The 23280-nt window shown below is 60.9% G+C and carries 34 protein-coding genes; 21 read left to right on the top strand and 13 right to left on the bottom strand.

The features are described 5' to 3' along the window. Positions 1–104 precede the first annotated feature (104 nt). From HELO_RS09200 to HELO_RS09180, 5 genes are read right to left on the bottom strand one after another with little or no spacing between them, the layout of a single operon-like run. Entirely contained in the window at positions 105–407 is a 303-nt protein-coding gene (locus HELO_RS09200) for a hypothetical protein (protein ID WP_041602047.1), read from the bottom strand. Beyond that, positions 404–766, bottom strand: a complete 363-nt coding sequence (locus tag HELO_RS09195) for a hypothetical protein (RefSeq protein ID WP_013332420.1) — start codon at positions 764–766, stop codon at positions 404–406. Before HELO_RS09195 ends, HELO_RS09200 begins: the two co-directional genes overlap by 4 nt. Next, entirely contained in the window at positions 763–1344 is a 582-nt protein-coding gene (locus HELO_RS09190) for a hypothetical protein (RefSeq protein WP_013332419.1), read from the bottom strand. The genes HELO_RS09195 and HELO_RS09190 overlap by 4 nt, the downstream gene beginning before the upstream one ends. A 16-nt stretch (positions 1345–1360) precedes the next feature. Next, positions 1361–2218: a DNA adenine methylase gene (locus tag HELO_RS09185; RefSeq protein WP_013332418.1), complete on the bottom strand. Its 858-nt coding sequence runs from the start codon at positions 2216–2218 to the stop codon at positions 1361–1363. A 29-nt stretch (positions 2219–2247) separates the two neighbouring features. Beyond that, the gene (locus HELO_RS09180) at positions 2248–4053 is read right to left on the bottom strand and encodes a DNA cytosine methyltransferase (protein ID WP_013332417.1); all 1806 of its coding nucleotides are present in this window, start codon (positions 4051–4053) and stop codon (positions 2248–2250) included. Between the two features lie 59 nt (positions 4054–4112). On the opposite strand from HELO_RS09180, the gene HELO_RS19160 reads away from it, so the two are divergent. Further along, on the top strand, positions 4113–4739 hold the full coding sequence (locus HELO_RS19160; RefSeq protein WP_157953415.1) for a hypothetical protein: 627 nt from the start codon (positions 4113–4115) through the stop codon (positions 4737–4739). A 236-nt stretch (positions 4740–4975) separates the two neighbouring features. Here HELO_RS19160 and HELO_RS09175 read toward each other — a convergent pair whose 3' ends face one another. From HELO_RS09175 to HELO_RS09145, 8 genes are all read right to left on the bottom strand, one after another. Beyond that, a complete protein-coding gene (locus HELO_RS09175) occupies positions 4976–5773 on the bottom strand; it encodes a YfdQ family protein (RefSeq protein WP_013332416.1) in 798 nt (265 codons plus the stop codon). After that, a complete protein-coding gene (locus HELO_RS09170) occupies positions 5770–6135 on the bottom strand; it encodes a hypothetical protein (RefSeq protein ID WP_013332415.1) in 366 nt (121 codons plus the stop codon). Before HELO_RS09170 ends, HELO_RS09175 begins: the two co-directional genes overlap by 4 nt. 51 nt (positions 6136–6186) lie before the next feature. Further along, entirely contained in the window at positions 6187–7167 is a 981-nt protein-coding gene (locus tag HELO_RS09165) for a hypothetical protein (protein ID WP_013332414.1), read from the bottom strand. Beyond that, the gene (locus HELO_RS09160; protein ID WP_013332413.1) at positions 7164–8264 is read right to left on the bottom strand and encodes a YqaJ viral recombinase family nuclease; all 1101 of its coding nucleotides are present in this window, start codon (positions 8262–8264) and stop codon (positions 7164–7166) included. Before HELO_RS09160 ends, HELO_RS09165 begins: the two co-directional genes overlap by 4 nt. A gap of 83 nt (positions 8265–8347) precedes the next feature. Then, the gene (locus tag HELO_RS09155) at positions 8348–8596 is read right to left on the bottom strand and encodes a hypothetical protein (protein WP_041602046.1); all 249 of its coding nucleotides are present in this window, start codon (positions 8594–8596) and stop codon (positions 8348–8350) included. A gap of 153 nt (positions 8597–8749) precedes the next feature. After that, positions 8750–8893: a hypothetical protein gene (locus HELO_RS19155; protein ID WP_157953414.1), complete on the bottom strand. Its 144-nt coding sequence runs from the start codon at positions 8891–8893 to the stop codon at positions 8750–8752. 510 nt (positions 8894–9403) lie between these two features. Next, entirely contained in the window at positions 9404–9724 is a 321-nt protein-coding gene (locus HELO_RS09150) for a hypothetical protein (RefSeq protein ID WP_041602045.1), read from the bottom strand. A 2-nt stretch (positions 9725–9726) separates the two neighbouring features. Then, positions 9727–10383, bottom strand: coding sequence for a LexA family protein (locus HELO_RS09145; RefSeq protein ID WP_405514859.1), 657 nt, complete (start codon positions 10381–10383; stop codon positions 9727–9729). A 74-nt stretch (positions 10384–10457) separates the two neighbouring features. On the opposite strand from HELO_RS09145, the gene HELO_RS19465 reads away from it, so the two are divergent. The 20 genes from HELO_RS19465 to HELO_RS09050 all read left to right on the top strand — a co-directional run bounded on the left by HELO_RS19465 (position 10458) and on the right by HELO_RS09050 (position 23256). After that, positions 10458–10724 carry a transcriptional regulator gene (locus HELO_RS19465; protein WP_109637423.1) on the top strand — a complete coding sequence of 89 codons (267 nt, stop codon included), beginning with the start codon at positions 10458–10460 and terminating at the stop codon, positions 10722–10724. A gap of 48 nt (positions 10725–10772) precedes the next feature. Continuing rightward, the gene (locus tag HELO_RS09135; RefSeq protein WP_041602043.1) at positions 10773–11102 is read left to right on the top strand and encodes a hypothetical protein; all 330 of its coding nucleotides are present in this window, start codon (positions 10773–10775) and stop codon (positions 11100–11102) included. Positions 11103–11122: 20 nt separating this feature from the next. Further along, positions 11123–11326, top strand: a complete 204-nt coding sequence (locus HELO_RS09130) for a hypothetical protein (protein WP_041602042.1) — start codon at positions 11123–11125, stop codon at positions 11324–11326. A 179-nt stretch (positions 11327–11505) separates the two neighbouring features. Further along, entirely contained in the window at positions 11506–12411 is a 906-nt protein-coding gene (locus tag HELO_RS09125; RefSeq protein ID WP_049786211.1) for a hypothetical protein, read from the top strand. Positions 12412–12413: 2 nt separating this feature from the next. After that, entirely contained in the window at positions 12414–13241 is an 828-nt protein-coding gene (locus HELO_RS09120) for an ATP-binding protein (protein ID WP_013332411.1), read from the top strand. A 22-nt stretch (positions 13242–13263) separates the two neighbouring features. Next, positions 13264–13572 (top strand): hypothetical protein, encoded by a 309-nt coding sequence (locus HELO_RS09115; RefSeq protein WP_013332410.1) that lies wholly within the window; start codon positions 13264–13266, stop codon positions 13570–13572. Continuing rightward, complete coding sequence (locus HELO_RS09110; protein ID WP_013332409.1) at positions 13572–14075, top strand: hypothetical protein; 504 nt, start codon at positions 13572–13574, stop codon at positions 14073–14075. The genes HELO_RS09115 and HELO_RS09110 overlap by 1 nt, the downstream gene beginning before the upstream one ends. Next, positions 14075–14368, top strand: coding sequence for a hypothetical protein (locus tag HELO_RS09105; RefSeq protein WP_013332408.1), 294 nt, complete (start codon positions 14075–14077; stop codon positions 14366–14368). The genes HELO_RS09110 and HELO_RS09105 overlap by 1 nt, the downstream gene beginning before the upstream one ends. After that, entirely contained in the window at positions 14365–14493 is a 129-nt protein-coding gene (locus HELO_RS19395; protein ID WP_269777401.1) for a hypothetical protein, read from the top strand. The genes HELO_RS09105 and HELO_RS19395 overlap by 4 nt, the downstream gene beginning before the upstream one ends. Next, the gene (locus tag HELO_RS09100; RefSeq protein WP_049786210.1) at positions 14490–14852 is read left to right on the top strand and encodes a hypothetical protein; all 363 of its coding nucleotides are present in this window, start codon (positions 14490–14492) and stop codon (positions 14850–14852) included. Before HELO_RS19395 ends, HELO_RS09100 begins: the two co-directional genes overlap by 4 nt. Next, positions 14849–15067: a hypothetical protein gene (locus HELO_RS09095; RefSeq protein WP_041602041.1), complete on the top strand. Its 219-nt coding sequence runs from the start codon at positions 14849–14851 to the stop codon at positions 15065–15067. Before HELO_RS09100 ends, HELO_RS09095 begins: the two co-directional genes overlap by 4 nt. Beyond that, positions 15067–15681 (top strand): hypothetical protein, encoded by a 615-nt coding sequence (locus tag HELO_RS09090; protein WP_013332407.1) that lies wholly within the window; start codon positions 15067–15069, stop codon positions 15679–15681. Before HELO_RS09095 ends, HELO_RS09090 begins: the two co-directional genes overlap by 1 nt. A gap of 376 nt (positions 15682–16057) precedes the next feature. Then, positions 16058–16636, top strand: a complete 579-nt coding sequence (locus tag HELO_RS09085) for a hypothetical protein (RefSeq protein ID WP_041602040.1) — start codon at positions 16058–16060, stop codon at positions 16634–16636. 109 nt (positions 16637–16745) lie between these two features. After that, entirely contained in the window at positions 16746–17300 is a 555-nt protein-coding gene (locus HELO_RS09080) for a glycoside hydrolase family 24 protein (protein ID WP_013332406.1), read from the top strand. Further along, positions 17297–17644 carry a hypothetical protein gene (locus tag HELO_RS09075; RefSeq protein WP_013332405.1) on the top strand — a complete coding sequence of 116 codons (348 nt, stop codon included), beginning with the start codon at positions 17297–17299 and terminating at the stop codon, positions 17642–17644. Before HELO_RS09080 ends, HELO_RS09075 begins: the two co-directional genes overlap by 4 nt. Further along, the gene (locus HELO_RS09070; RefSeq protein ID WP_013332404.1) at positions 17641–18192 is read left to right on the top strand and encodes a hypothetical protein; all 552 of its coding nucleotides are present in this window, start codon (positions 17641–17643) and stop codon (positions 18190–18192) included. The genes HELO_RS09075 and HELO_RS09070 overlap by 4 nt, the downstream gene beginning before the upstream one ends. A 197-nt stretch (positions 18193–18389) precedes the next feature. Continuing rightward, positions 18390–18947, top strand: coding sequence for a hypothetical protein (locus HELO_RS09065; RefSeq protein ID WP_013332403.1), 558 nt, complete (start codon positions 18390–18392; stop codon positions 18945–18947). Further along, on the top strand, positions 18934–20538 hold the full coding sequence (locus tag HELO_RS09060) for a hypothetical protein (RefSeq protein WP_013332402.1): 1605 nt from the start codon (positions 18934–18936) through the stop codon (positions 20536–20538). The genes HELO_RS09065 and HELO_RS09060 overlap by 14 nt, the downstream gene beginning before the upstream one ends. A gap of 25 nt (positions 20539–20563) precedes the next feature. After that, positions 20564–21010 carry a hypothetical protein gene (locus HELO_RS09055; RefSeq protein WP_041602039.1) on the top strand — a complete coding sequence of 149 codons (447 nt, stop codon included), beginning with the start codon at positions 20564–20566 and terminating at the stop codon, positions 21008–21010. A 38-nt stretch (positions 21011–21048) separates the two neighbouring features. Continuing rightward, positions 21049–23256 carry a portal protein gene (locus HELO_RS09050; protein ID WP_157953412.1) on the top strand — a complete coding sequence of 736 codons (2208 nt, stop codon included), beginning with the start codon at positions 21049–21051 and terminating at the stop codon, positions 23254–23256. The last annotated feature ends 24 nt before the right edge of the window (positions 23257–23280 follow it).

The raw sequence follows: 23280 nt of genomic DNA, 5'->3' as shown, positions 1-23280 counted from the left end.
AGATACAGCCTGCGAGGGCCGAACAGGGCCCCAGAAACGCGAAAACCGCCTCGGGTGGGCGGTTGAAGTACGTGGTGAGGGGGCGGGAGCGCCGCCCTCGGTGGTCAGCCGATCAATGTGGGGATTGGCATGGCCGCGATAACGGCACAGGCTACTGCCGGCGCCACGACATCCAGGACAGAGTCACGGGACCAACCTTTCACCAAGGGCTCCCAGGGCTGGATGGGTAGCTTGTCACCCCACACCCAGCCGCGGCGGATGCCCAATTTGTACTCGTGCTGCGTGATTTCTCTGGAGGCGTAGAACGCGACCGCCACGGCACCGGCGGCGGTATATCCAATGAGCTGCCCCAGCGCGAGCTGAATAACAGCCGCGATGGCGGCATGGGCGATGGCGGTCTTGATCATGATTCACCTCTCTCGGCCTGGCGGAGCTTTTCTTCGGCCTGTTCATTGAGCCAGCGCTGCACATCACCACCGGACCATATCCGACGCAGCATGGTCGGGAACCGCAATGAGCCGATCACCTCGGCATCTCGGCGGGCGAGGCTGGTGTCGGTGGCGTATTCTAAAGCCATCCTCACGCGGTTGATGAAATCGCCTTTGCTCTCGGAGTCTTGTGTCACGAGGTTGCCCACGCGATCCAATCTGGCCGCCAGCGCGTCGCGCTCTGTTTCAGTTCGATCCAGGATCTCGGCCAACTCGGCCTTTTCCTGTTCGAGCTCGGCATAGCGCTGGGCGAGCTGTTCGTATGCGTCATCTTTCATGCAGCTTCCCATTCCTGAAATTCCTCTATCTCGCTATCCGTCAGATCCAGCTCATCACGCAGGCGCTTGAGCACCGGGATGACGCTGGGCCAGTTGCGCGACCAGGGTCGCAAGATGACGCCCCGATCAACGATGTGGTTCGGGTTACAGCCAGCTTCGGCGGCTTCCAAGGTGTCGCGAATGATGGGGGTCAGTTGGTCGTCGAAGATGGGCTGGCCATCATCGTCATGAATGATTTTGCCGTTCTCGTCCCGTCGCTCGAGCCAAGCGGCGAATCTCTGGCTGGTCCGCGTCGAGGCAAACTCGCGATACTCGCTACCGTCTTGTGCTCGGCAGTAGACGATGCAGGTAATTTCCCAGTGCTGCGGGGCCAGGTGGGCCATCCGCAATACCGTCGGGCGCTTACTTGGGTGGACCGGGGCCAGGAAGCCGTATCGGTCACCCGGGTCGTCATCGCCACCTTGTTCCCAGCTTCCGCGTCGGTAGATGTAGACGGCGCTCACTGCCCGCTGCGACCGAGCGGCCATGGTGTTCTTCTGGCGCTGAGTGAGCTTGCGGTTGCGGTTTCGCTTGGGCATGGGGCAACTCCATCGATCAGTTGGCCATGGCGAACATGTCGCCTTGGTGTTGGTGCTCCACGACGAGGGGGGAGAGCCAAATGCACTCGGTTCTGATCACGGTCCCTTTCTGGCCGCTGGCTGCGAAATCTCGGGTGATCATCGTCCAGTCGGCCAGCACGTCTCGGTAGAGATCTGAGGGATAGCCGGACAACACGACGAAACCCTCGAGCTGACGACATTCCTGCAGTAGGTGCTCGTGCTCGGATGTGGTTAGTTCGTGGCGGTAGGTGGACTTGTCCTGTCCCATCGCTCGAGTCGCGTGCAGATAAGGCGGATCAAGGTAGTGAAGCGAGCGGGGATGGTCTCGCTCGAGCATCACGTCCAGCGCCGGACGGTTCTCGATCACAACCCCACTCAGGCGCTCACCGAACGCCGCCAGATTGGCCGGGTACCTGCTCCAATAATTGGCGGGGTTGACGCCACGACCACTTGAACCTGAGAAGCCGCGGAATCCTGTTCGCCCCTTGGTAACGGCTGCAGACCCGAACCCCGCGAAAGCCCGGAAGATGGTCCGGCGGGCCCGCTCAACGGGATCGTCATGGGCCTGATAGGCCAGTTCGAACTCGTCGCGAGCATACGGTGTGAGAGCCAGTAGTTCGGCCAGGTGATCGCGCTGCTCAGGATCACGCAAGACGCGGAATACGTTGACGACCTCACCATCCAGATCGTTGTAGATCTCGAATGTGCTGGGCGCCTTTCGCATCAGGACACTGGCGCTACCGGCGAATGCCTCAATGTAGGTGTCGTAGGCGCTGCTCGGAGGAAAGTACGATAGAAGCCAGTCGGCCATCCTCCACTTTCCGCCGTGATAGCGCAGGACTGGTGGAATCATGTGTCTCTCCCTGGCATAAAGAGGCCGCCTTAGTGGGCGGCCCGGGTGTCGGGTTGATTGAGCGACAGGCCGGCGGCGACCTGGCGAACCCATATCGGCGTGCTACCCAAGGCGAATGTCTCGCCGGCCCAAGCCAGCAGCAGTGTGGTGCCCATCACGCCGGCGATGGCCTCGGCGGCCGGGGCGGGCACGGCATTGCCGATGCGTTCCCGCCAGGCGCTGTCGTTCAGTCCGTCGAGTTCGAGCTGTTCGGCGGGATCGACCAGGCCCTGCAGGGCGGCCAGCTCCAGAGTGGTGAACGGCCGATGCCAGGTGCCGTCCAGGGCCCGGATCACGGCCACCATCTTGTCGGTCGCTGCCGGAAGACGCGGGTCGGCCACCGACCAAGAACCGTTGTCCTGCCGGGCCGAGGCCGAGACGGCGCCGCAGCTTGAGGACCAGGGCACGACGCCATAGTGGCCGGCGGTGAGGTAGTGGCTGCCCTTGCCGCGGACGAGTCCGGGCCGCGGATCGGCAACAGCGAATGCGCCCTGGCCAGTGGTGCTGCCCGAGATGACCGTGCCGGCGGATTCGTCGAAACCTGTCACTTGGTACTTGCCGGCGAAGGCAGTGGCGCCCCGTGGGTCGGCCACTGCCAGTCCACCCGCAGTAGGTCCGCCTCCGGCGGTGACCGCCTGGCTGGTCGCCGCCCAGGGCATGATGCGGAAGACATTGTTGTGGCGAACGCCATCTATGCGGGGGTCCGCGACAGCGAATGATCCCTGGCCTGGCGATTTCTGGCTGGTGATAGCGCCGGCAGTGCCGTGCCAGTGCCGGACACCGTAGGCCTGACCATCCTTCCACTTGGCCGACTGGTTGAAACGAGGGTCCGCCACGGAGAACTTGCCGTTCCCCGGGCGACTAGCTCCAGCTACAGTGCCGACCGTCTCCTCCCAGTCGTTCACCCCCAAGAAGCCATTTCGGCCCTCGGGCATGATGAGGTAGTCGCGCAGATGGCCATCCTCGACCGCCAGCCGGTTGAGGCTGCGCCAGTCACTGCCAGCCTCCACGAATGCCAGCCTCACCCACGTTTTCCACTGCAGGCGCGGTACACGGTGCATCGGTCCGGCCAACTCGTCGCCGGGCAGCGGCATGTTGCCCAGTACCTGGCCGACGGCGCGCAGCGGACGTTTCACCGGTTCATACAAGAAAGGCGGTACTTTCTCGGCGTGCCGGGCGACCAGGAGGAAGCGCTTGCGGGACTGAGCCAGACCGCCGATTTCACCGCAGTCGTGCGTCGTCTCCGCGACGTGGTAGCCGTACCGCTCTAGCATCGCGGTGATGCTGTCGAGTAGTGGTCGCCCACGGTTCGCGATCCGTGGGACGTTCTCGAAGATAAACAGTTCGGGTGGATCATCGGCCCAGGCTTCCAGGGCCAGCCACATGCCGCGCACGGTGAGGCGGTTCAATGCCTGGTATCGGTCGGTCGTGCTGCGCTTCTGAGACAGCAGGCCACTGAATCCCTTGCACGGTGCCGACAGGAACACGATGTGCGGCCGCTCGCCGCCGGCGGCAGCCTGGATGTCGGCCGGCATGGCTTCCCGCCAGTCACCGGGCGGTTCGGCATCATGAAAGGCGATGTACTGGTCCCGGTCGAACATATCGAGCACCGTGCCAGGGGTGCCGGCCAGCCGGCCGAAGTCGGCGATAGCCGCCGGGTCAGAATCAACGCCGCCGATGCAACGGAATTGCGCGTCCATGGCGCCCACTCGGGCGTGACCACAGTTGAAGCCAGCTGCACCGCCGCCTAGACCGCAAAATAGGTGGAAGTGTCGTACCTCTTGAGTGCACGGCATAAAAACCTCAAAATAAAAAATACAGAATAAAAACCTACAGGCACGCAGGAGTCTTATTAATGCTAAGCGTATACCGCTTTTTAGATACCGATTATTATCGGGCCGAGCTTTTATCTGGGCGAGTAAGAATTAGTACTTTAGAAGCATGTCGAGGCTATGAGAACCCGAAGAGAGGAGATAAAGGTGAGGGGTCGTGGACATACTTTAGTGGTCATGTTCAAGGTGATGGAGATGACCCTGCTTTGCAGTATGTCGCCCAAAGATCATCGATTTCGGTGGATAGAAGTTGTCGAGATATTACCATTTCAGAGTGTCAGTCTTATACAAGAATTCCGGACGCCTTCGTGTTGTGCTGGACCCTATATAGTGGCGATGGTTTTGCTGATGGCGAGCTTGGAGGTTACGGGGTTAAGCTTTCGAGTCCGAGAAAACTTATGAACCTTATTGGGCATGAGCTGAACCAACGATTTAAATTGCGCAATGCCATGATGGGGGCGGTTTCTTACCGTAGAAGAGTGCAATATTCTCTGGAGGAAGACCCATGCCATATTGCTTTTGTAAAGGAACCAGATGGCTATGCAGACCAAGTAGAGTTTAGGATGTTGTGGGTTCCTGAGTTACTTACCAACTTGAAGCCTGTTGTTGTAAATGTGGGGGATATTAGCGATATAACTAGGAAAATTTAATCCCCATCTCGGAGGGGCGGCCGGCATTGCCCGCGCCTACCGCGCATGCGGTACCGCCATCCCACCACTCTGGCCGGATTGCCAGACGGGTAGCGGGGTAGTGCAGGGGAGTTCGGCGCGTCGTCGCTGCTCGTGGATATTGGATACTACTGTTCTGACTGGCCCGTCCTGGCGAGCAGCCTCGGTTCAGTCAGGGGGAGGGATTCTTCGTGAGGCCTTGTAGGGCCTAGCAGTGTTCAGGGATTGAAGATGCCCAGCAGGCATTCGCAGTTGTCGAGGTCGGCGACGATCTCGTTAGAGAATTCCTCGGCGATGTCCTTTTCGACAGCCTCCAGCGCCATGGCACGCAGCCGAAAGCTCGGTCCGCCCTTGGTGATGGTCGCCACGCGCATCGAAAGCTCGCGCTTCATCAGCCCTTCGTAGGGGGAAAAGCGCCACGTGATGGTGGCCGGAAGTCGCTCGGAGTGCTTCACCGTAACTTTGTTCATGACGCCGACTTGTGAGCTGTGTTCCTGTTTCTCGCTGTCGATGCTGGTCAGGTCGTCGATCGACACATTACGGAAGGCGTGCAGCACGGTGCGGTACTCCAGACTTTCCCCCTTGCTGTTCGCGAATTCCATCAGGTGGCCCCAGTCCTCGAGCAGCTCGACGATGCCGTCCTGGTCGAATGTACTGCCGTTTGCCCGGTGGAAGGCCTCGAACTCAGGTGTCTCGGGCAAGTTCAAGATTGCGCTGTGCTCACAGTGCCCAGGAGCGTCCTGAATGCCGATGTCGAGGTAGCACTTTGCGGCCATGCGCTCGCGATCAATGAACACCGGAGTGTTGGCGGCGGCGCGTTCGGCAAGGTACCCGGTGAACGCCTCCAGTCCCTGGGTTTTGAATGTGCCCCGGAACCGGCGGCGGAGGTCTCGGTATTTTTCCAGATCGATCAGCTCGAACCCGCTACCGACAAGAAGCGCGTCCCCGTTGGCAGCTTCAGTACCGGTCTTGTGGGATTCTTCGATATGTTGCAGGGCTTCTTTGGTCAGGCTCATTGATCATCTTCCTTTTGGGGAGTGGATTGGCGATGGCTATGGCCGATCATGTCGAGCTGATTCTTGGGCTCGAGCGTCATTTCGCCACCGGTGTTGACGTACATGACGGTCTCGGTGGTGTGGTCTTCGGCCTGGGTGCCGTGGGCGTGCGGGATCTTGAACGCGAGCTTGTGCGCAATTCCCACCTGACTACCGCTGCCGATGTTGGATATTTCGAGGTCAACGGTGACCTTTGCTTTCTTCTTGGGGTTGTCCGTAGCAGCGGATGCCGCATGGCTGAGGATGACCCCCAATCGTTCGGCCAAAACGCCCCCGTCCAGGTCCTCGAAGAACCTGGTCACGTCAGTTGGATGTTGTGACATGCGGGTACCTCTTTCAGGTGGTGCGAAGGGCCCGAACGGGCCCGGGTTGGGTTACTGGGCGGCTTGACGGATCTCGGACCGGCGAACCTCATAGGCATCGCGTGCGACGCCCTTGTCGTCTTCGGGGAGCTGTTGCGCCAAGTCTGCCGCTTCGTTGAGCTCAGCCATGGTGGTCGCTTGCTTGATCTGCTCGCAGACCTGGGCGCAGTTGAGGGGCTGAGCTGGGGCCTCGGATTCCTGTTGTGCCTCGTAGACCTCTTGAGCTTGCTGGCGTTGCTGAGTCTTCTGGCGGCGCTGAGCCAGCTTGCTCCCAACGCGGCTGGCGGTACGGGCACGCTGCTGCTGGCCACCGCTTGAAGCTGACTCGGAGGGGGCGTTGGTCTCGGGGGTGATGTCGCGCTCCTCTTCAGCCATACGAATGCCCTTCAGCTCCGGGGTGAAGGTGTCGCGCAGCGCGAAGGCCCGGGCTCGCATCTGCATCATCCGTTTCGGGTACTGCTGCCAGGGCCCTTGCTTACCGACGAGGCTGGCGTCCTGAGCGTCCTTCATGCTGAAGGTGTAGTGGGCGACATTGCCGTTCGGGCGGCGCCGTACGGTGCAATGCGCGACAGCATGAGCGCCTTCGCCTTCAATCCACTCCTTGAAGTCGGCCTCGGACCAGGCCGGTGCCGCCCGGCAGATGGCGAGCATCATGTCGCCCCAAATAGTGGGACGACCATTGATGACCGCGATGTTCTGGATGGCCTGCAATGGGCTGGTAATCCCCAGCTCAACGCCGGTCTGCCAGGCAATCATCACGTTACCGGGCTTGCCCTTGTAATCCTTCGGCGCCAGGTCGCTCTGGGCGATCATGTCGGACATTCGCCAGACATCATCGAAGTTGCGCGGTGTCATGGCTTTCATGAACTGGTTGCGCACTTCGTTGGTGGCCAACTCGACGCCATTATCGGAGCTAGCTTCGGCAGGAGCATGGAAGTCAGGCTCTTGAAGGTTCTGCTGCACAGCTTCGGCGGTTTGAGTGTCGGCAGTCATGCGGCTTCTCCTTGCTGGTAAATGGATTCCGTGTCCTGGGCGGCTAACTGGTCCTTTTCGGCCTTGTTCATCTTCCCGTAGCGAATATCCACGTATTCGCTGGCAGCCACCTCGGCGGTGTAGGCATCTCGCTTGATGACCTTGCGGCGCATGACCTCGTTGTCGCCGAAGGTGGCCACGGCGGCGTTGCCCATGCCTGCTAGGAGGTGGGCACGGGCTACTCGGGCAGTGGTTTCCAGCTTCTTGATCTCGGCCTTGGCTTCTTGCTCCACCTTGCGCCAGTGATCGAGCTCGGCAAGATTGACCATGCTGCCGTCAGTGCCTGGGTACCGACGTTTGAGAATGTCGATGGCCTTGGGATGCCCGACGTCGATCTCGGGCAACTCGCCGCGCTGGATGGTGGCCCACAGGTCGCCCTCCAAAGCGATCAGGTCGTCGATTAGCTCCTCGTCTCGCGGGATCGGGTACCAGCGGGTTTCCCATCCGGCGATGGTCACGACCAGAAAGGCCCATTCATAACCGGTGACTGCCAGTTGGTGCTGGATCTGGATGTAGTAGTCCTCCGGCACCTCGCCAGACGTGCAGAGTCCGCCCGTGGTGTTCACGTTGTCCGGCTTGCCCCAGCCTTTCGCGAACTCCACGTTCTTGAGCTCCGCTACGCCCGGCCCTGAAACGGCGCGCCCCATGAGCAGCTCGAGCCAATCGGCTTGGGCATCGGTAACGCCGACAATGCGGCGATCAATGTTGGCCAGCATGTATGGGTGGTCAGGATGAGCCTGCATCCAGTTGTGATTCTGGACATTGAGGCCAGTGAACTCGGCAAACCGCGCAGCGGTGACAGGCTCCATCACGTGGCCCATCTCCATTTTTTGCCGGCGCCGGTACCGAGCTTCCGGCTCGTCGTCCACCATGCCAAGCTTCCGTTCGGCGATCTCATACGGGGTGCGGTGTTCGCTGGCCCCGACGGCCGCGGCGGCTTCACTGGCGCCGATGCCTAGTGTGCGCAGCTCGAGCCAAACGTCCTCCGACATATCGATCGTGGCGACTCGGCCATTGGCTTCCAGCTCCCGGCGTGCGGTTTCGAATGTCATCGTCATGGTGCTATTCTCCTTTCGTGATTTGATTTTCGGCTTTCGGTCACAGCAACAGGCCCCGTCAGGTGCGAACTGGCGGGGCCTCTTTATGCAGCTCCGCTTTCCTCGGCGCGGTATTCGGCGAGTAAGCGAGCCTCGTCGGACTGCGTCACTTTTCTTTCTAGCCATTCGGCCAAACGCCCTCGGCGGTCGAGGATGCGGAACTCGAATTCCACCGGCTCTGGTGGCTCGGCGTCTCCGAATCCTGTACCAGTGATGCGCATCGGGCGTGCGGCACTGTAGTGCGTGACCTCACACAGGCAGGGGATGCCGGCAATGTGGGTATGAAACGTCACCGTGACCTCCTGCTGATCCAATAGACGACGACAAGACAGGGCGGCACGGTGATGGCCGCCAACGCGGCAATCAGGGCAACGAATACCGTTGTTCCGACCAGCCACTCCGGCGCGGAGGTGGGCAGCAACCCGACTGCCCAGATAGCGGCGTCTCTAAGCGGGTTCATCCCATACCTCCTGCAGCTCTCGCTTGAGCCGCTGTCGTTCGTGCCAACGGTCAATCTCGATGATCCGGCTGTGCTCCGATGCGGCGCGGTCGATCTCGTCGCGCCGGTCCTGTTTGGTCTTCGGCTCCATGTCGTTATCTCCTCTGGTCGAGGTACCTAGCGGATACCTGAGCGACGGCCAGGCATTTGCTAGAGACTCGAAAAAAGGCCCGCCGGGGAGGCGGGCAATACGCAGGGGAACTGAGGGAGTGATGTAGCGACCTGACCTGGCGGTCACCACATCGAGAAACGTCCTGACGCCACAACGGCGGGAGGGTCAGAGACCTGCAGCGCCAAGACGCTTCTCGATGCCCACCAGATAACGCCCTGGTGGGATGGCGTCCCGGTACTTCGACAGCCCCGGGCGGCGTACTCCCAGCGACCTCTCGTGCGTTACCACTACAGGCGGCTGGGCTCATCACCTTGTTAAAGAGCACGGCCCTGGAAGGGTCCTGTTAGGCTGAAAACAACCTAAGTTGTAATTAAAGGTATAACTCAAGTTGTTTTGTGTCAATACATAGGTTGTAAGCGATTTGTTGGGATCAAAAAAATGCCGCCCAGGTGGGCGGCATGGTGCGGGCGGAGGGAATTCGGTAGATGGCTACCAGAGGAGGAACGCCATCCAGGTGGCGATGGCCACGGCAGGTAGGGAGAGCAGGGCGGCGTTGTCTCGAAGGGTTTTCACAATGAGATCTGCGACGAGGAAAGACATGAACATGACAGCCAGGGCAGATAAGAGCCGGGCCCAGTGAGCATCCCAGGCCATGCGCCCCAGGAAGGCGACGGTGAAGGCAAACCCCGCATAGACGGCTAGCCCAAGAACAGTACGGACCCACTCCCAGGCTCCGCGGAAGTCCTGGGCATGCGCACTAACTAGGCTGATACAGCACCGGAAAACAAACCACTTTAAAAACAATGACATGACTATACTTCAGTTCCTGCAAAAACGACGGTACCGATGATCACGCAATTCCCGTTGATCGGCACGTAGGGCTCCGGCCAGTTAGGGTTCATCGCCTTGAGGAGCTTGCTATCGCCGTCCTCGATGTATTGCTTGAACGTTGCCTTGCTCTCATCTACCAGCTTGGCGACCACCTTCTTGCCGCTGATGGGAGGAACCTCTGGATCAACGAAGATGATGCTGCCGGGAGGGAAGGTTGGGGCCATTGAGTCGCCTTCCACTCGTAAGGCGAACGTTCGCGCACTACAGCTCACTGGGCAGGGCCAATGGCGCACCTCGCTGAGGTTTATGTCCTCGACATTTTCTACCTCCGTCCATTCGCCAGCCTGGACCCAACTGATCTCTGGCACGGATCGGCCCCCCGAGGTGATGGGGGAAACGTTGCCGGCGTCAGTACGATCCACCTGTGATTGTGATGGGTTATCGCCACCTGCCTCGAGCCACTCGGCTGTCACGTTCAGTGTGCGTGCGATACTTGGCAATTTCCGAGAGCTGAGCGATCGGCCGCTTTCCAGCTTCTGATATGCCGCCTGAGACATCCCTGATCGGCGCGCCACCTGGGCCTGAGTTAGGCCAATGCGGCGGCGTGTCTCTATGAGTCGATTCCGTAACGTATCCATAAGCATGAAGTTACAACCGTAGTTGTAGATTGACAAACCACTTAGCGAGTATTTACATTACAACTTGCGTTGTTATGAGGTTTTTCATGACCACTTGTGTTGTTAATCCCAGTATGCGGACGCAGAAACGTCTTCTGCGAAAAGCCGTAGAGCTGCATGGAAATAGCCAGTCGGCTCTCGCTGCGGCTATCGGCTGCTCCCAGACAATGGTCTGGAAGCTGCTGCATGGCCGGTCGAGCGTTTCGATTCCCATGGCTCGGGCCATTCATACGGCCACTGAAGGCCAGTGTCCCGAGTACGAGTTGCGTCCTGATTTCTTCGAGCAACCAGCGGTTGCATAAACCCATCGCCAGCCTGTGAAGGCCGCGGTTACCAGAAGGATCTTGCCCATGCTTTCACACCTTGAGACCGACAGGCGCTGCAAGCCGGATGGCGAGCACCTGGAGCATTTGGTGAAGCCTCGATTCACGGACGCCGAATTCGAACTCATCCAGGCCGAGGCGGCACGTCGCCATGGCGGCAGGCTGGCTCCGTTGGTCCATGAAGCGACGCTGATCGGCATCGAGGTCATACAGAAGCGCCGACGGGAGCTGCTCGCCAAGCTCGCCAATGGTGAGGAGCCAGCAGCAGACCAACAGAACGAGCTGGAAAACCTGCTCGCTGAGATGGCTGAGCGCCAGTTTGCTGGGAACAGCATCGATCAATCTGAAACGGCCTGAAAGGGCCAAGGGGTGACGCGATGTTGAGTCGCGAATCGCTGGGGCGGGTGCTGGAACGCATGTCGCCTGAGTCACAGAGCGCTGCTCGCCGCGAGTCGGCAGCTCGAGGCATGAGCGTCGAGGACGTAGTGCTCGAGAAGTGCCTGGCAGATGTCGAGGGCCAGCTTTATGCGCTGCGTCGTCGTCGGCCAGAGCTGCGGGTAGTGGAAGGGGGCCGGGCGTGAGTCCGGCTTTTCGATGCAAGGCCCTGGTAGGCCTCGAAACGAATGAAGCCCGGATCGTGTAGGGCGATACCGGGCTTCAGGGACTAGGGACGCAGCACTAGGAACAGGCCACGGGAGTGATTATGGCTGATACAGCAGAGATTTTTCAATTTCCAGCATCGACCAGGAGGCAGCCCCGTGTGAGGTCCTGGCGTATCAACGAGATCGAAGAAGAAGCCCTGATCGAGTTACCGCCTGAAGTGGAGCGCCTCTATCAGCATGGCATCCGCAAGCACATGAACTATGCCACGGGCATTACAGGGCGGAAGCGTCGCGTGTCGATGGACATGTTCCGAGAGGTCGTGGACTACCACCCCCCGGCCGGATCGCGCGAGAAGGCACGAATTCACTCGCGGCAACAGATCACCCGGATGCTCGACAAGCTCGAGGCTGCCGGATTGATTGAGCGTCTGCATCGGGGAAAGGGCGTCAAAGCCGCCATGGAATTCCGGCTTCCACTGGCCTGTTCAGACCTCGATGAACACCGAGCCGAGAGCGAGCCGACAGGAGCGAGCCAAAAGAACCCGCATTCTAGAGCCTCTGGCGAGGCAAACACCGAGCAAGGAGCGAGCCGGGAGGAGCGGTCCACTTCCGGTAGTCCGGTAACCCCTCTCTCTCCTGACGGAGAGAGCGTCGATGCACAGCAGGCTAGGCCGAAGCGACAGCGACGACAGTGGGGTGAGCCCGTGGACCACGAGCTGACGAACGAGATGGTTGCTGCTGTGAGCGCTGACCTGGAAGCGCCGGTGAAACACAACCCTGACAGCTGGGCCAATGAGTTTCGTCTGATGCGGCAACGCGACGGTCGCACCGTCGAGCAGATTCGATACCTGATCACCTGGACCGCAGAGCATCACTTCTGGTCCAGCGTGGTGCTCTCGCCCAAGAAACTCCGCGACAAATGGGACCAACTGGCCAAGCAAGTTCGCGGGCAGCGCAAGCCGGCGACACGCCAGGACGGACGCCTGGGCATGGCCCAACCGCAGCCACAGGGCAGCTACACGCCGACCGACATGGATAACCTGCCGGACTGGATGAGGGATTGATCATGGACAGCGCACAGCAGACTGACATCGGCGCCTATGAGCGCATGAGCCAGCACCTTCGCCAGACACTGGCCAACCAGGCCCAAACCCGGGAGATGCGCTGCCTGGTGCATGGCGACTTTACCGCAACGCTGATGCCCAACGGGAAGTGGTCGGACTGCCCTGGATGCGTCAATAACGACATCGAACGTCAGCGTCAGACCGAGCACCAGAATCGGGCTGCTCATGCTCGCAATGCCCAGCTCGAGAAGCTGCGCGAGGGCTCGATGATCCCCAAGCGTTTCCAGGGACGCACGCTGGCCGGCTTCCTGACTGATGGCCATGACCGTAAGACGTTCGCTTTGGCCGCATGCCAGAAGTACGTCGAGCGCTTCGGTGATCGGCTTGAGCAGGGCGGTGGCATGGTGCTGACCGGGTCGGTGGGCACTGGCAAGAGCCACCTGGCGTATGGGATCGGCAACGCACTGCTGGACCAGGGCTACCGGGTCATGGGCATCGACGTCTACGAGCTGGTCGATCTCATCAAAGAACGGGCCTTCGACCGCAAGGATGGCACCAGCGAGCGAGAAGCCATCAAGGCGTTCGTCGCTCCCTTGGATCTGCTGATTCTGGATGAGGTCGGCGCCCAGCTCGGGACCGAATGGGAGCGCCTGATGCTCTTCAAGATCGTCAACGAGCGGTACAAGGCCCAGCTCCCCACCATCATCGTCAGCAACATCGATGCCAGTGGGCTGGCCGACTACCTGGGCGAGCGAATCGTGGACCGGATGCGGGAAGGCGGCGGCATGACGCTGGTGCTGGATTGGCCCAGCTACCGGGACGCCGCGTGAGGACATAGAGGAGGCCATGACCATGAGCAACGTGACCAGCATCGCCGACCGTCGCGGCAACCGCCTGACCAACCCGAATTGCCAGCATGGTAGGACCTACATGGTCCTGCGGGACTCCGATGCCTGGCTGCACCTGCACGAGATCCGCCAAGCCATCCTGGAGCGCTTCGGCACGATGGACAGCGAACCGGCTATCAGTGCCCGCATTCGCGAGATACGCCGCGAGGATGGGGTGAACATCGCCAGCTATGAGGTGCCCGGCGGACGCAGCAAGGCCCATGTCTACAAGTGGTTCCCGCCACACGATGACGGCGGTAAGGGGGCGGCCTGATGGGCAAGAGCAAACGGCCACGGGTCTACATGCGGGCCCGCAAGCTGATCGACCCAGCCACCGGGCAGATGGTGGGAGCCTTTATGCCGGCCGGCGCCGCTGACGCGAGCATCGTCCGGGGGCGTGGGTATAAGGATGGCGAACTGTTACGCGCCGATCTGTTTCTTCCCCGGAACCCGGAATTCCATCGCCTCGCCCACGCCCTGGGCGGACTGGTGGCCGAGAACATCGAAGGGTTTGAAGGACTGGACCATCACCAGGCCATCAAGCGCCTGCAGGAGAAAAGCGGCGAGGGCTGCGAGATCACCCGTACCGAAGTACCAGGATTTGGTGTCCTCGAGCACCGGGCACCGTACTCGATCGCCTTCGATGAAATGGACCAGGCCGAGTTCTACAAGCTGATGCGAGCGCTGTGCCGCTTCATCGCCAGTGAGTATTGGCCGCACCTCGAGCCTGAGCAGGTCGAGGAAATGATCGAGCTGATGCCAACGGAGGCTGCCTGATGTTCCCGCGACTGAAGCCGTACCGTTCCCGCACCTGGTTGGCGAACGTCCATGAGATCGAGAACTGCGTGTTGTGTGGCAAGTCGGGCATCCAGGCGGCGCACAGCAACCAGGAGCGGGGGATGAGCCAAAAGGCCAGCGACTGCCTCACGGCTGCCTTATGCCCGGAATGCCATGGAGAGATCGACAACGGTAGAGATATGAATCGAGACGAGCGCCGCGCCCGCATGAATGAGGCTATCGTGCGCACCCTGGATCAACTGGCCCGCCGCGGTCTGGTGAGGGCGGTATGAGCGTATTGGCATGGATCGGGTGGGCCGTCCTGTTTGCTGTATCGGTATTCGGCGTGGTGCTCGGCAACCTGTGGTGGGTGACGAAAGACATGGACGACCAGGGCGAGGAGCGAGACGACCGATGAGGCTATTCATCCCGTATCTTGCTACCAGCACCAACGTGGGCACCCGGCAGCACTGGGGGGCGCGGAAGCGTGAAGTGGACGCCTGCCACCTGCTGGTCCGCAATGCTGTCCGGTGCGAGGGCTTGGGGCGTGTCGCCAATCGGGTAGATCTGGTGTTCACACCGCGCCTAGGGCGGAGGGTCCGGCGCCGCGATACCAGCAACTATTCGCTGAACATGAAACACCTGGAGGATGGTCTGGTTGCCGCCGGCGTGCTTCCTGATGACCGTGGCCAGTATGTGCGTCGTGTCATCCTGGAACCACCTGAGATAGATCGCAGAGCCGAGACAGGTACCTGGGTGGAGATCATCGAGGTATGAACTGGGATCGTGTCGGCAAGTATCACATCCAGTGTGGCGAGTACACGATCTGCCGGACGCACCACAGTGGCACCAAGCTTTTCACTGTCTGGTATGGCAATGAACGGATCGGTATCCGGCACACAGCGAAGGAGGCGATGGCTTTGGCCGAGAGCCACGAAACGGGGAAACGAAACGGAAACGAAAAGGGAAACGGCAGGAAACGGGGGCAGTGATGCGGTACCTGAGTGCGAGGCAGATGGTGTTCGACGCCTATCGGGCGCAACAAGGGAGCGTGATGGCCGGGGCCTCCGAGGTTGCCGCGCTCAAGGCCAAGATCCAGAAGACGCAGAAGCAGAACAACGACTGGCGCATCGTGGATGGCCTGGAATCCGGGGCGGTGATCAGCGCTGTCGAGAGCCAGCCGCAACACCTACAGGCCATGTGCCGCTATTGCTGGGGGCCGTTCACCCGGGATGAGCTCACCGAGGACATGGAGTGGCTGCACCTGTCGCTGTTACGCGCGATGATGGGCCGGCCATTGCCCGGCCAGGGCGACAAACCGCATCCGCCGGCGAAAGCATGGCGAACGCTGACGGCCCTGGCCTGGGCGGCGATCTATCATCATGGAGAGGTGACGTATCCATACAACCGGCAGGGCCTGGTCGGGCCGAGAGCGATCAAGCGCTGGCTCGAGGACGAACGAGGGACCACCATCGATGTCAGGCGCTGGAGTGCTGCTGCTCGACTTAGCTGGTCGGACATATGGCGCCAGATGCTGACGACGCTCGATGACTGGGAGAGTAGGGCGTTGGGTCCGGTGGCGGCTCTAAGGTTATATGCGGCTTAGGAAGCGTGCATGGTAGGCTCTAGGATCATTCATATCCGCTAGGGAAAAGGGGGGTTAAATTGGCGACGATCTTTCCTTACTGCGATGCAGAGCTTGATCAAGAGCACAGTTCGGCGATTGACAGCTTGGATAAAGGGACGACTGAATTGTCACGGGTCCCATGTGTTGGGGAGCATGTGGCAATCAAGAGCGCCTTGTTTGAAGTGATCAGGGTGATACACCGCCACCATGATGAGTCGGACTTTGATGCAGCAGTGGAGTTGAAGCCTTTATACGGGTAGACCTTGTCGTATGTGCCCCGAAGCGCTATCCTGACACCACTATCGATCACTGCGCCCTGGCTTCCGAGCCGGGGCGCTTTCGCATGGAGCACACTGTGTCTGACAAGCTGTATCCGGCGTTTGGTCAGTTCTCGATCGTTGTTGAGGCTGCTCAGTCCTCGTGGGGCGATTGGCTCAGTCCTGTAGCGTCGCTTTTAGGGGTCGTGCTCGGTGCGTGCTTGTCCTACTGCATGCTCAGAAAGAATGAACGAGCGCGCCTGAAGCAGGAAAAGCTTGAGGAGATTGTCGTTAGCAGCGGAGAGCTTGAGAAGGAATGCAAGCAGTATGTTGATGCCTTCGCTGGCTCTCTCTATGTAGACGACGAAGGGCAGGTGCATCGGCAAGAATCAAGCGGACCTGCTGTGCATGATCTCAATATGCTCATGGATAGGGTGGATTTTTTAATGCAAGCACACCTCCCTGAGCATGATGAATTGCGCCAGCGTTTTGGAAAGAGCTTCGTTGCCCTGTTCACCGAGATGTCTTTGAGGGGCGTAGCTCCGAACATGTCTGAAGATGATGTTCAGAGTACGAAAAAGAAGCTATTGGAAATGAGGTCTCAGGTTACGTCATCCCAGCAGGCAATCCAGAAAGTAGCTTTGAAAGAGGCTCGAAAGCTGCTCAAGGTCAAGTGACCACTATCCCCTAGGCCCCTGCCAATCTGGTGGGGTCTTTTCGATCCTGGCGGCCTAAGCCGCTTCTGTTTTCTCCTTTTCTCCCACGCCGTGAGGCGCCGGAGCCCTTATGCCACGCATTACTCACGAGACCGGAGGCGGCAACGTCTGCGCGCTACTCGATACGCTCGCGTATGCCGAGATCGGGCCGGACTTGCTCGCTGCAAGCGACGACGGCTATGACGTGCTTGTCGGCTCAGTACCAGGCGACGTCCACCTGTTCGCGAGCTATGCCGATCATCCGCTGCCCACAGATGACCTGGCGATCGAGTACGCCGACGGCGTCTACAGCACCGCCGCTGGGCGCTACCAGATCCTCAATACGTACTGGCCGCACTATAAGCGTCAGCTCGGGCTCCCTGACTTCAGCCCGGAGAGCCAGGATCGCTACGCGATTCAGCAATTGCGAGAGCAGGGGGCGTTGACCCTCATCCTGGATGGCTACTTCAAGCGCGCTATTGCCGCCGCGTCGAACATCTGGGCCAGCCTGCCCGGTGCAGGCTACGGCCAGCCTGAGCATGAGCACGAAACTCTCGCCCGCGTGTATGTCGAAGCTGGCGGCCTGCTCTCCGGTGAAGATAGTGACTGGTTTGACCGGGTCGTGAAGGTGCGGAGAGGCCAATGACGACACAGGCACAGGGCAATACGCAGGGGAATAGTCAGCAAGAATACCGCCATCGCCGGCCATTCGAGTTCGAGCGGCACTTTCAGACCGGGATTCAGCTTGTTCTTGTAGGGCTGTTGGCGTGGGCAGGGTTGAAGCTGGTCTCTCTGGGCGAGGAGAACGCGGCGCTGCAGGAACGTATCACGTATCAGGGCGAACAGATTGTCTCGCTTCGCCGGGACATACGCGAGTGGAGCAACCTGTACGTCCGTAAGTCCGAAGCTGAGCAACGCGCCGAGGAGGTCAATAGCCGACTCGATGCGCTGGGTGAGCGTCTCTCGACGCTCGAGGAGCAATCGCGATGAACTGGAGCGATGTAGCTGAAACCGTGGGCGAAGCCGCGCCGATGGTCGGCTCTGCACTGTACGGTCGTGCTGGTGGTGCTGTCGGCAGCATGGTTGCTGAGGTCCTGGGCGTAGAAACGACGCCGGAGGCCGTGAACCAGGTGATGAATGATGATCCCGAGGCAGCGGCCAAGATCAAGAAGGTTGAGGCTGAGCTGGAACAGGCTCGCATCGAGGCGCGCACCAAACGGCTGGGCCAGGTCAACCAAACGATGCGGGCTGAGGTCGATAGCGACAGCACGCTCAAAGGGGGCTGGCGTGGATTCACTGGCTGGATGTTTGGCCTGTCCCTGGGCGGCGTCATGGCATCGATCATCTTCGAAATGTTCGCCGGCACTACCGACCGAATCGAACTGCTGCGCCAGGCCGTGATGATGTTCGGTGTGTTCGGCGCCGTCCTAGGCATCGACATCAACCGTGTGGGCAAAGAACGCTTGGCGGCCAAAGGTATCGATTCACGTTCGTTCACATTTATGGATGCACTCAAAACCCGGGTGGCGGGCAAGTGACGCACCGGTGAGCGCCCCGCATGTACCACCTACGGTCTCAATACAGCCCTGAGTACCGGGGCGCTCATCAATGCGAATTCCCCACCATGGGATAGGGCCACGCCGTGAGGCGTCGCCCACCTACGCCTGGCTCGTCGTGAGACGCCCGGGCCCTACATGATGGAGGCGCCACCCGTGAGGGTGCCGCATAGCAGCATATGGCAAAGCGACACGACTGGGAGGCCGTTGAACGGGATTACCGGACGGGACGGTTCAGCCTGCAGCAACTGTCCGACCGCCACGGCCCGAGTAAATCGCAGATCAGCAAGAAGGCCGCCGCCGAAGGCTGGGAAAAGGATCTCACCGGCGCGGTGCAGCAGCGGACCCGCGAGAAGCTGAGTCGCCCAGAGGCTTCTGCGCCGGATGTCCCCGAGTCGGACATCATCGAACAAGCATCGGACGAGAATGCCGCCATCGTGCGTGGCCACCGTGCCGCTCTATCACGCTGGCGTCGTATCGCCGACCGGTTCGCCGACAGGCTCGACCAGCAGCTCGAAGCCGGTGAAATCACTGTTCAGCTCAAGAGCGGAGAACTCGCCTCGATCGACCTCCCGCTGGACTATATTGCCAAGGCGATGGGGGCCGGCACGCAGGCCTTTGATCGTGTCATCCGGCTCGAGCGCCAGAGCTACGGGCTGGACCAGGATGATGCCAACGACCAGGAAAAGACCTTCGAAGAACTGATGGCCGAGGTCGCGCCGGATGAACCGGAGTGACCGGGAACGTGAGGTCAAGCGTGCCGAGGCCTTTCTACGTGCGCATGCCAAGGGGCGACTGACCGAGAAGGCCGATCTGCTCGAGGCATTGTCGCTCAAGTGGTTTCGGCTCAACGCGCTGTACAAGATCAAGGACAAGCAAGGCAAGGTGCGACGTTTCCGGCCCAACCGGGCCCAGCGGCGTCGTTATATCAAGGGCCACGTCCGCGACATCATCCTCAAGGCGCGGCAGCTTGGTTTCACCACGTTCGAGATGATCGACGCCCTGGACGACTGCCTGTTCCGCGACAACTTCGCCGCCGGCTGCATATGCCACAAGCTCGATGACGCACAGGACATCTTTCGTAACAAGGTGTCGTTTGCGTACCAGAGTATCGATGACACCTGGCATCGCATCTTCAAGATGCTGGGCATCCGCATCCCGCAACCAGTGAGCGATAAGAGCGGCTCCGGCGCCTACGTCTTCGACAATGGCTCCAGCATCAAGGTCAGCACCTCGTATCGTGGCGGCACGCTCCAGCGGCTCCACATCTCGGAGTTCGGTAAGATCTGCCGGCAGTATCCGCACAAGGCACAGGAAATCGTCACCGGCGCGTTCGAGGCGGTCGGCCTGGGCAACCAGATAACGCTCGAATCTACCGCCGAGGGTCGCGAAGGGTACTTCTTCGACTACTGCCAGTCAGCCCAGCACCTGCAGGAGCTTGGGCGAGCACCGACGTTGATGGACTTCCAGTTCCACTTCTTCCCGTGGTGGCAGGAACCGGCCTACCGACTCGATCCCGAGGGAGTGTTGGTACCGCAATGGCTGCGGGAATACTTCGAAGACCTGGAGCACAAGCACGGCATCGCGACCGATGCGGCACAGCAGGCGTGGTACGCCAAGAAAGCCGAAGTGCTCCAGGACGACATGAAGCGGGAGTATCCGAGCACGCCGGCCGAGGCATTCGAGCAGAGCATCGAGGGCGCCTACTACGCCAGCCAGATGCGGTTCCTGCGCAAGAACAAGCGCATCACCGCCGAGGTGCAGGTAAACCCGTCGCTGCCGGTCTTCACCGCCTGGGACCTGGGCATGAACGACACCATGGCGATCTGGTTCGCGCAGATCGTCGGTCGCGAGATCCACCTGGTGGACTACCTCGAGGGCGAAGGCGAGGGCATCGAATATTACGCCGACGAGCTCAACAAGAAGGGCTATCGATACGGTGGCCACTTTGGGCCGCATGACCTGGCCGTCCGTGAGCTGGGCACCGGCAAGAGTCGCGCCGACGTGGCCCAGCAATACGGGATCAAGTTCGAGGTCGTGCCACGTATCAGCAACCACGCCGAGGGCGTCCAGGCGGTCCGCAACTTCCTGCCGATGTGCTGGATAGACGAGGACGCCTGCGATGAAGGCGTGAAGTGTCTCGACAACTACCGGAAAGAGTGGGACGACAAGCGGGGCGTCTACAAGGACACACCGCGCCATGACTGGGCATCTCACGGGGCCAAGGCGCTCGAGACGCTGGCCCGGTCGTCCATCTTTCAGCAAACCAACACACCCACACCGCGCCCTCAGAAACGCGAACGCTCGGGCTGGGCCGCGCATACCTGACCACCGCCGCGAGGCAGAGGACACCATGCCGGAGATCATCACCACACCGGACGGCGACATCAGTCGCCGGGCTGGCAATACCGCCTATCGTCTCAACGGAATGACCCGCGCCGAGGTGACGGAGTTGATGCGCGACGCGGCGCGCACGATTGCGGAACAGCTCATCGAGGCGGGCATCCCGACGGCCTCTGAGCGATTTCGCCCGGATGTCGGGCCGGTTCAGATCGACATGATCGTCATCGAGGAACGTGTCACGCGGCCCGAGCCCGGGATGCGGCTCCAGTTCGAGGTCGCGGGCGACATGGGCGTGACGCTGAACATCAAGCTGCTCGAGTTCGCCGCCGACCCGGCGGGATATATCCGCGACCTGTTCGCCCAGTTGGCACCAATGCGACGTAACGTCATGCGGCTACGCCGGAACAAGCAAGATGCGAACCGGGCCATCTATCGCGCAACCGGGGGCAGCCAATGAGCAGTATGGGGCTGCTACAACATCGGTCGGCGGCGGAGATGCGGGCTGAGGAGGAAGCCGAGGCCCAGCGCATCGCCGAGGAAGAACAGCGCCGCCGGGAACTGGTCGAGTCGTCCCTGGGGGCGCATATCCGCCGGTGCTGGGAAAGCGCCAAGATGGCCCGGCAGTCGGTGGATAATCGGATGCTCGACTGCCTGCGGCGCCGCAAGGGCGAATACTCACCCGAGAAGCTCCAGGCGATCCGCAAGGAAGGCGGGGCCGAGATCTACATGATGCTGACAGCGACCAAGTGTCGGGCGGCAGCGGCATGGATTCGCGACATCATGATGCCGGCGAATGAGCGCCCTTGGGGACTCGAGCCGACACCAGTGGCGGAAGTGCCCGATGCCTATCTGGCTCCTCTGGCATCCCAAATCCGCCAGCAGGCCGTAGAGATGCAGCAGCAGGGCCAGCAGGTGGACATGGCCGCCCTGGCCGAGCAGGCCCGCGAGCAACTGCGACAGGCTGCCGAGGATGCCGCGCGAGAGGCGACGGAGCGGCATGAGGAGCTCATCAGCGACCAGCTCGCGGAAGGGTACTGGGATGAGGCATTCGAGGCGTTCATCGACGACTTCGTGACATACCCGGCGGCCTTCATCCGCGCCCCGATTTTCCGGCGCGTGCCAGAGCTGCAATGGCTGGAGGGCTGGCGTCCCGTGAAGGGCGAGACCATCCGGCCCGAGTTCGAGCGTGTTTCGCCATTCGACATGTACCCCAGCCCGGATGCCACCAGCATTGATGACGGTGCCTTCATCATTGAGCGGGCTCGCTTCACTCGATCGCAGCTCAACCAACTGATCGGCGTGCCGAGTTACAGCGAGGACGCAATTCGCCAGGTGCTGCACCAGTATGGCCAGGGCGGGCTCCGCGACTGGCTCTGGAGTGACGGTGAGCGTGCCGAGCTCGAGGGGCGTGGCCACGAGTGGCTGACGCCGGGTGAGACCATCGATGGGTTGATCTACTCCGGCGGCGCCCAGGGCGTGACGCTATTGCAGTGGGGTATCAGCCCCGACGAGATCGAAGACCCGCTGGCCGAGTATGAAGTTGAGGCCATCCTGATCGGCCAGCATGTCATCCGGGTGCGCATCAATCGTGATCCGCTTGAACGTCGCCCCTATCACAAGTCCAGCTTCCAGCCGGTGCCGGGGTCGTTCTGGGGGCAGGGCATCCCCGAGCTCATGGCGGATGTCCAGGACGTGTGCAATGCCACGGCGCGGGGCCTGGTCAACAACCTGGCGATCAGCTCCGGGCCCCAGGTCGAGGTCTATGAAGATCGCCTGCAACCGCAGGAAGACCCAACCGATATCTACCCGTGGAAGATCTGGCGAACCAAGGCAAGCATAGAGACCGGCAACAATCCTGCCTTGCGCTTCTTCCAGCCGCAGAGCAATGCCAGTGAATTGCTGGCTGTCTACGAGCAGTTCGAATACCGGGCCGATGAGTCCACCAACATCCCGCGCTACATGTACGGCAGTGATGAGGCGGGCGGCGCCGGGCAAACCGCGTCAGGCCTGTCGATGCTCATGGAATCCGCGAACAAGGGCATCAAGGACGCGATACGGCACATTGATCGCGGTGTGCTTCGCCGGGTCATCGAGGCGCTCTGGCTCCACAACATGCAGTTCAGCGACGACAACAGCATCAAGGGGGATGCCAGCGTGGTGGCCAGAGGATCGAGCGCCATGCTCATTCGCGAGCAGACCAACCAGCTACGCCAGCAGTTCCTCCAGCTCACCGCCAACGACTACGACATGGGCATCCTCGGCCACGATGGACGCCGCAAGCTGCTCGAGAGCATCGCAGAGAAGCTCGATTTGCCGGGTCTCATCCCCTCCGAGGAGGAGATGCAGAAGAACCTGGCACAGCAACGGCAGGACCAACAGGCCCAGCTACAGATGGAACAAGCCAAGGCCGAAGCCGAGGCCGCCGAGAAACAGGCACGGGCGCGCGAGGCCAATGCCGACGCCGCACAGACCGAGGCCGAAACCCAACAATCGCAGCAGATGGCGCCCCTCGAGGCGCAACACCTGTTGGCCGAGATCGCCAAGCTGATTACCGAGACGCGAGGACGCAACGATGGAGGGACAGGACTGGAAGGCGCTGGCCAGGCTGGCCGAGTCCCCGGAGGGGAGGCGTCTGGTGGCACTGCTCAAGGCGGAGCGAGAGGAATGCCGCGACAGCCTGGAAAAGTGCCGCGAACCCGCTGAAGTCGCCCGACTGCAAGGACGTGC

Source organism: Halomonas elongata DSM 2581 (genome assembly GCF_000196875.2).
GTDB classification, from domain to species: Bacteria; Pseudomonadota; Gammaproteobacteria; order Pseudomonadales; family Halomonadaceae; genus Halomonas; species Halomonas elongata.
Note: the sequence above shows the minus strand (reverse complement) of the source record. Positions and strands in the feature narration are given on the sequence as shown.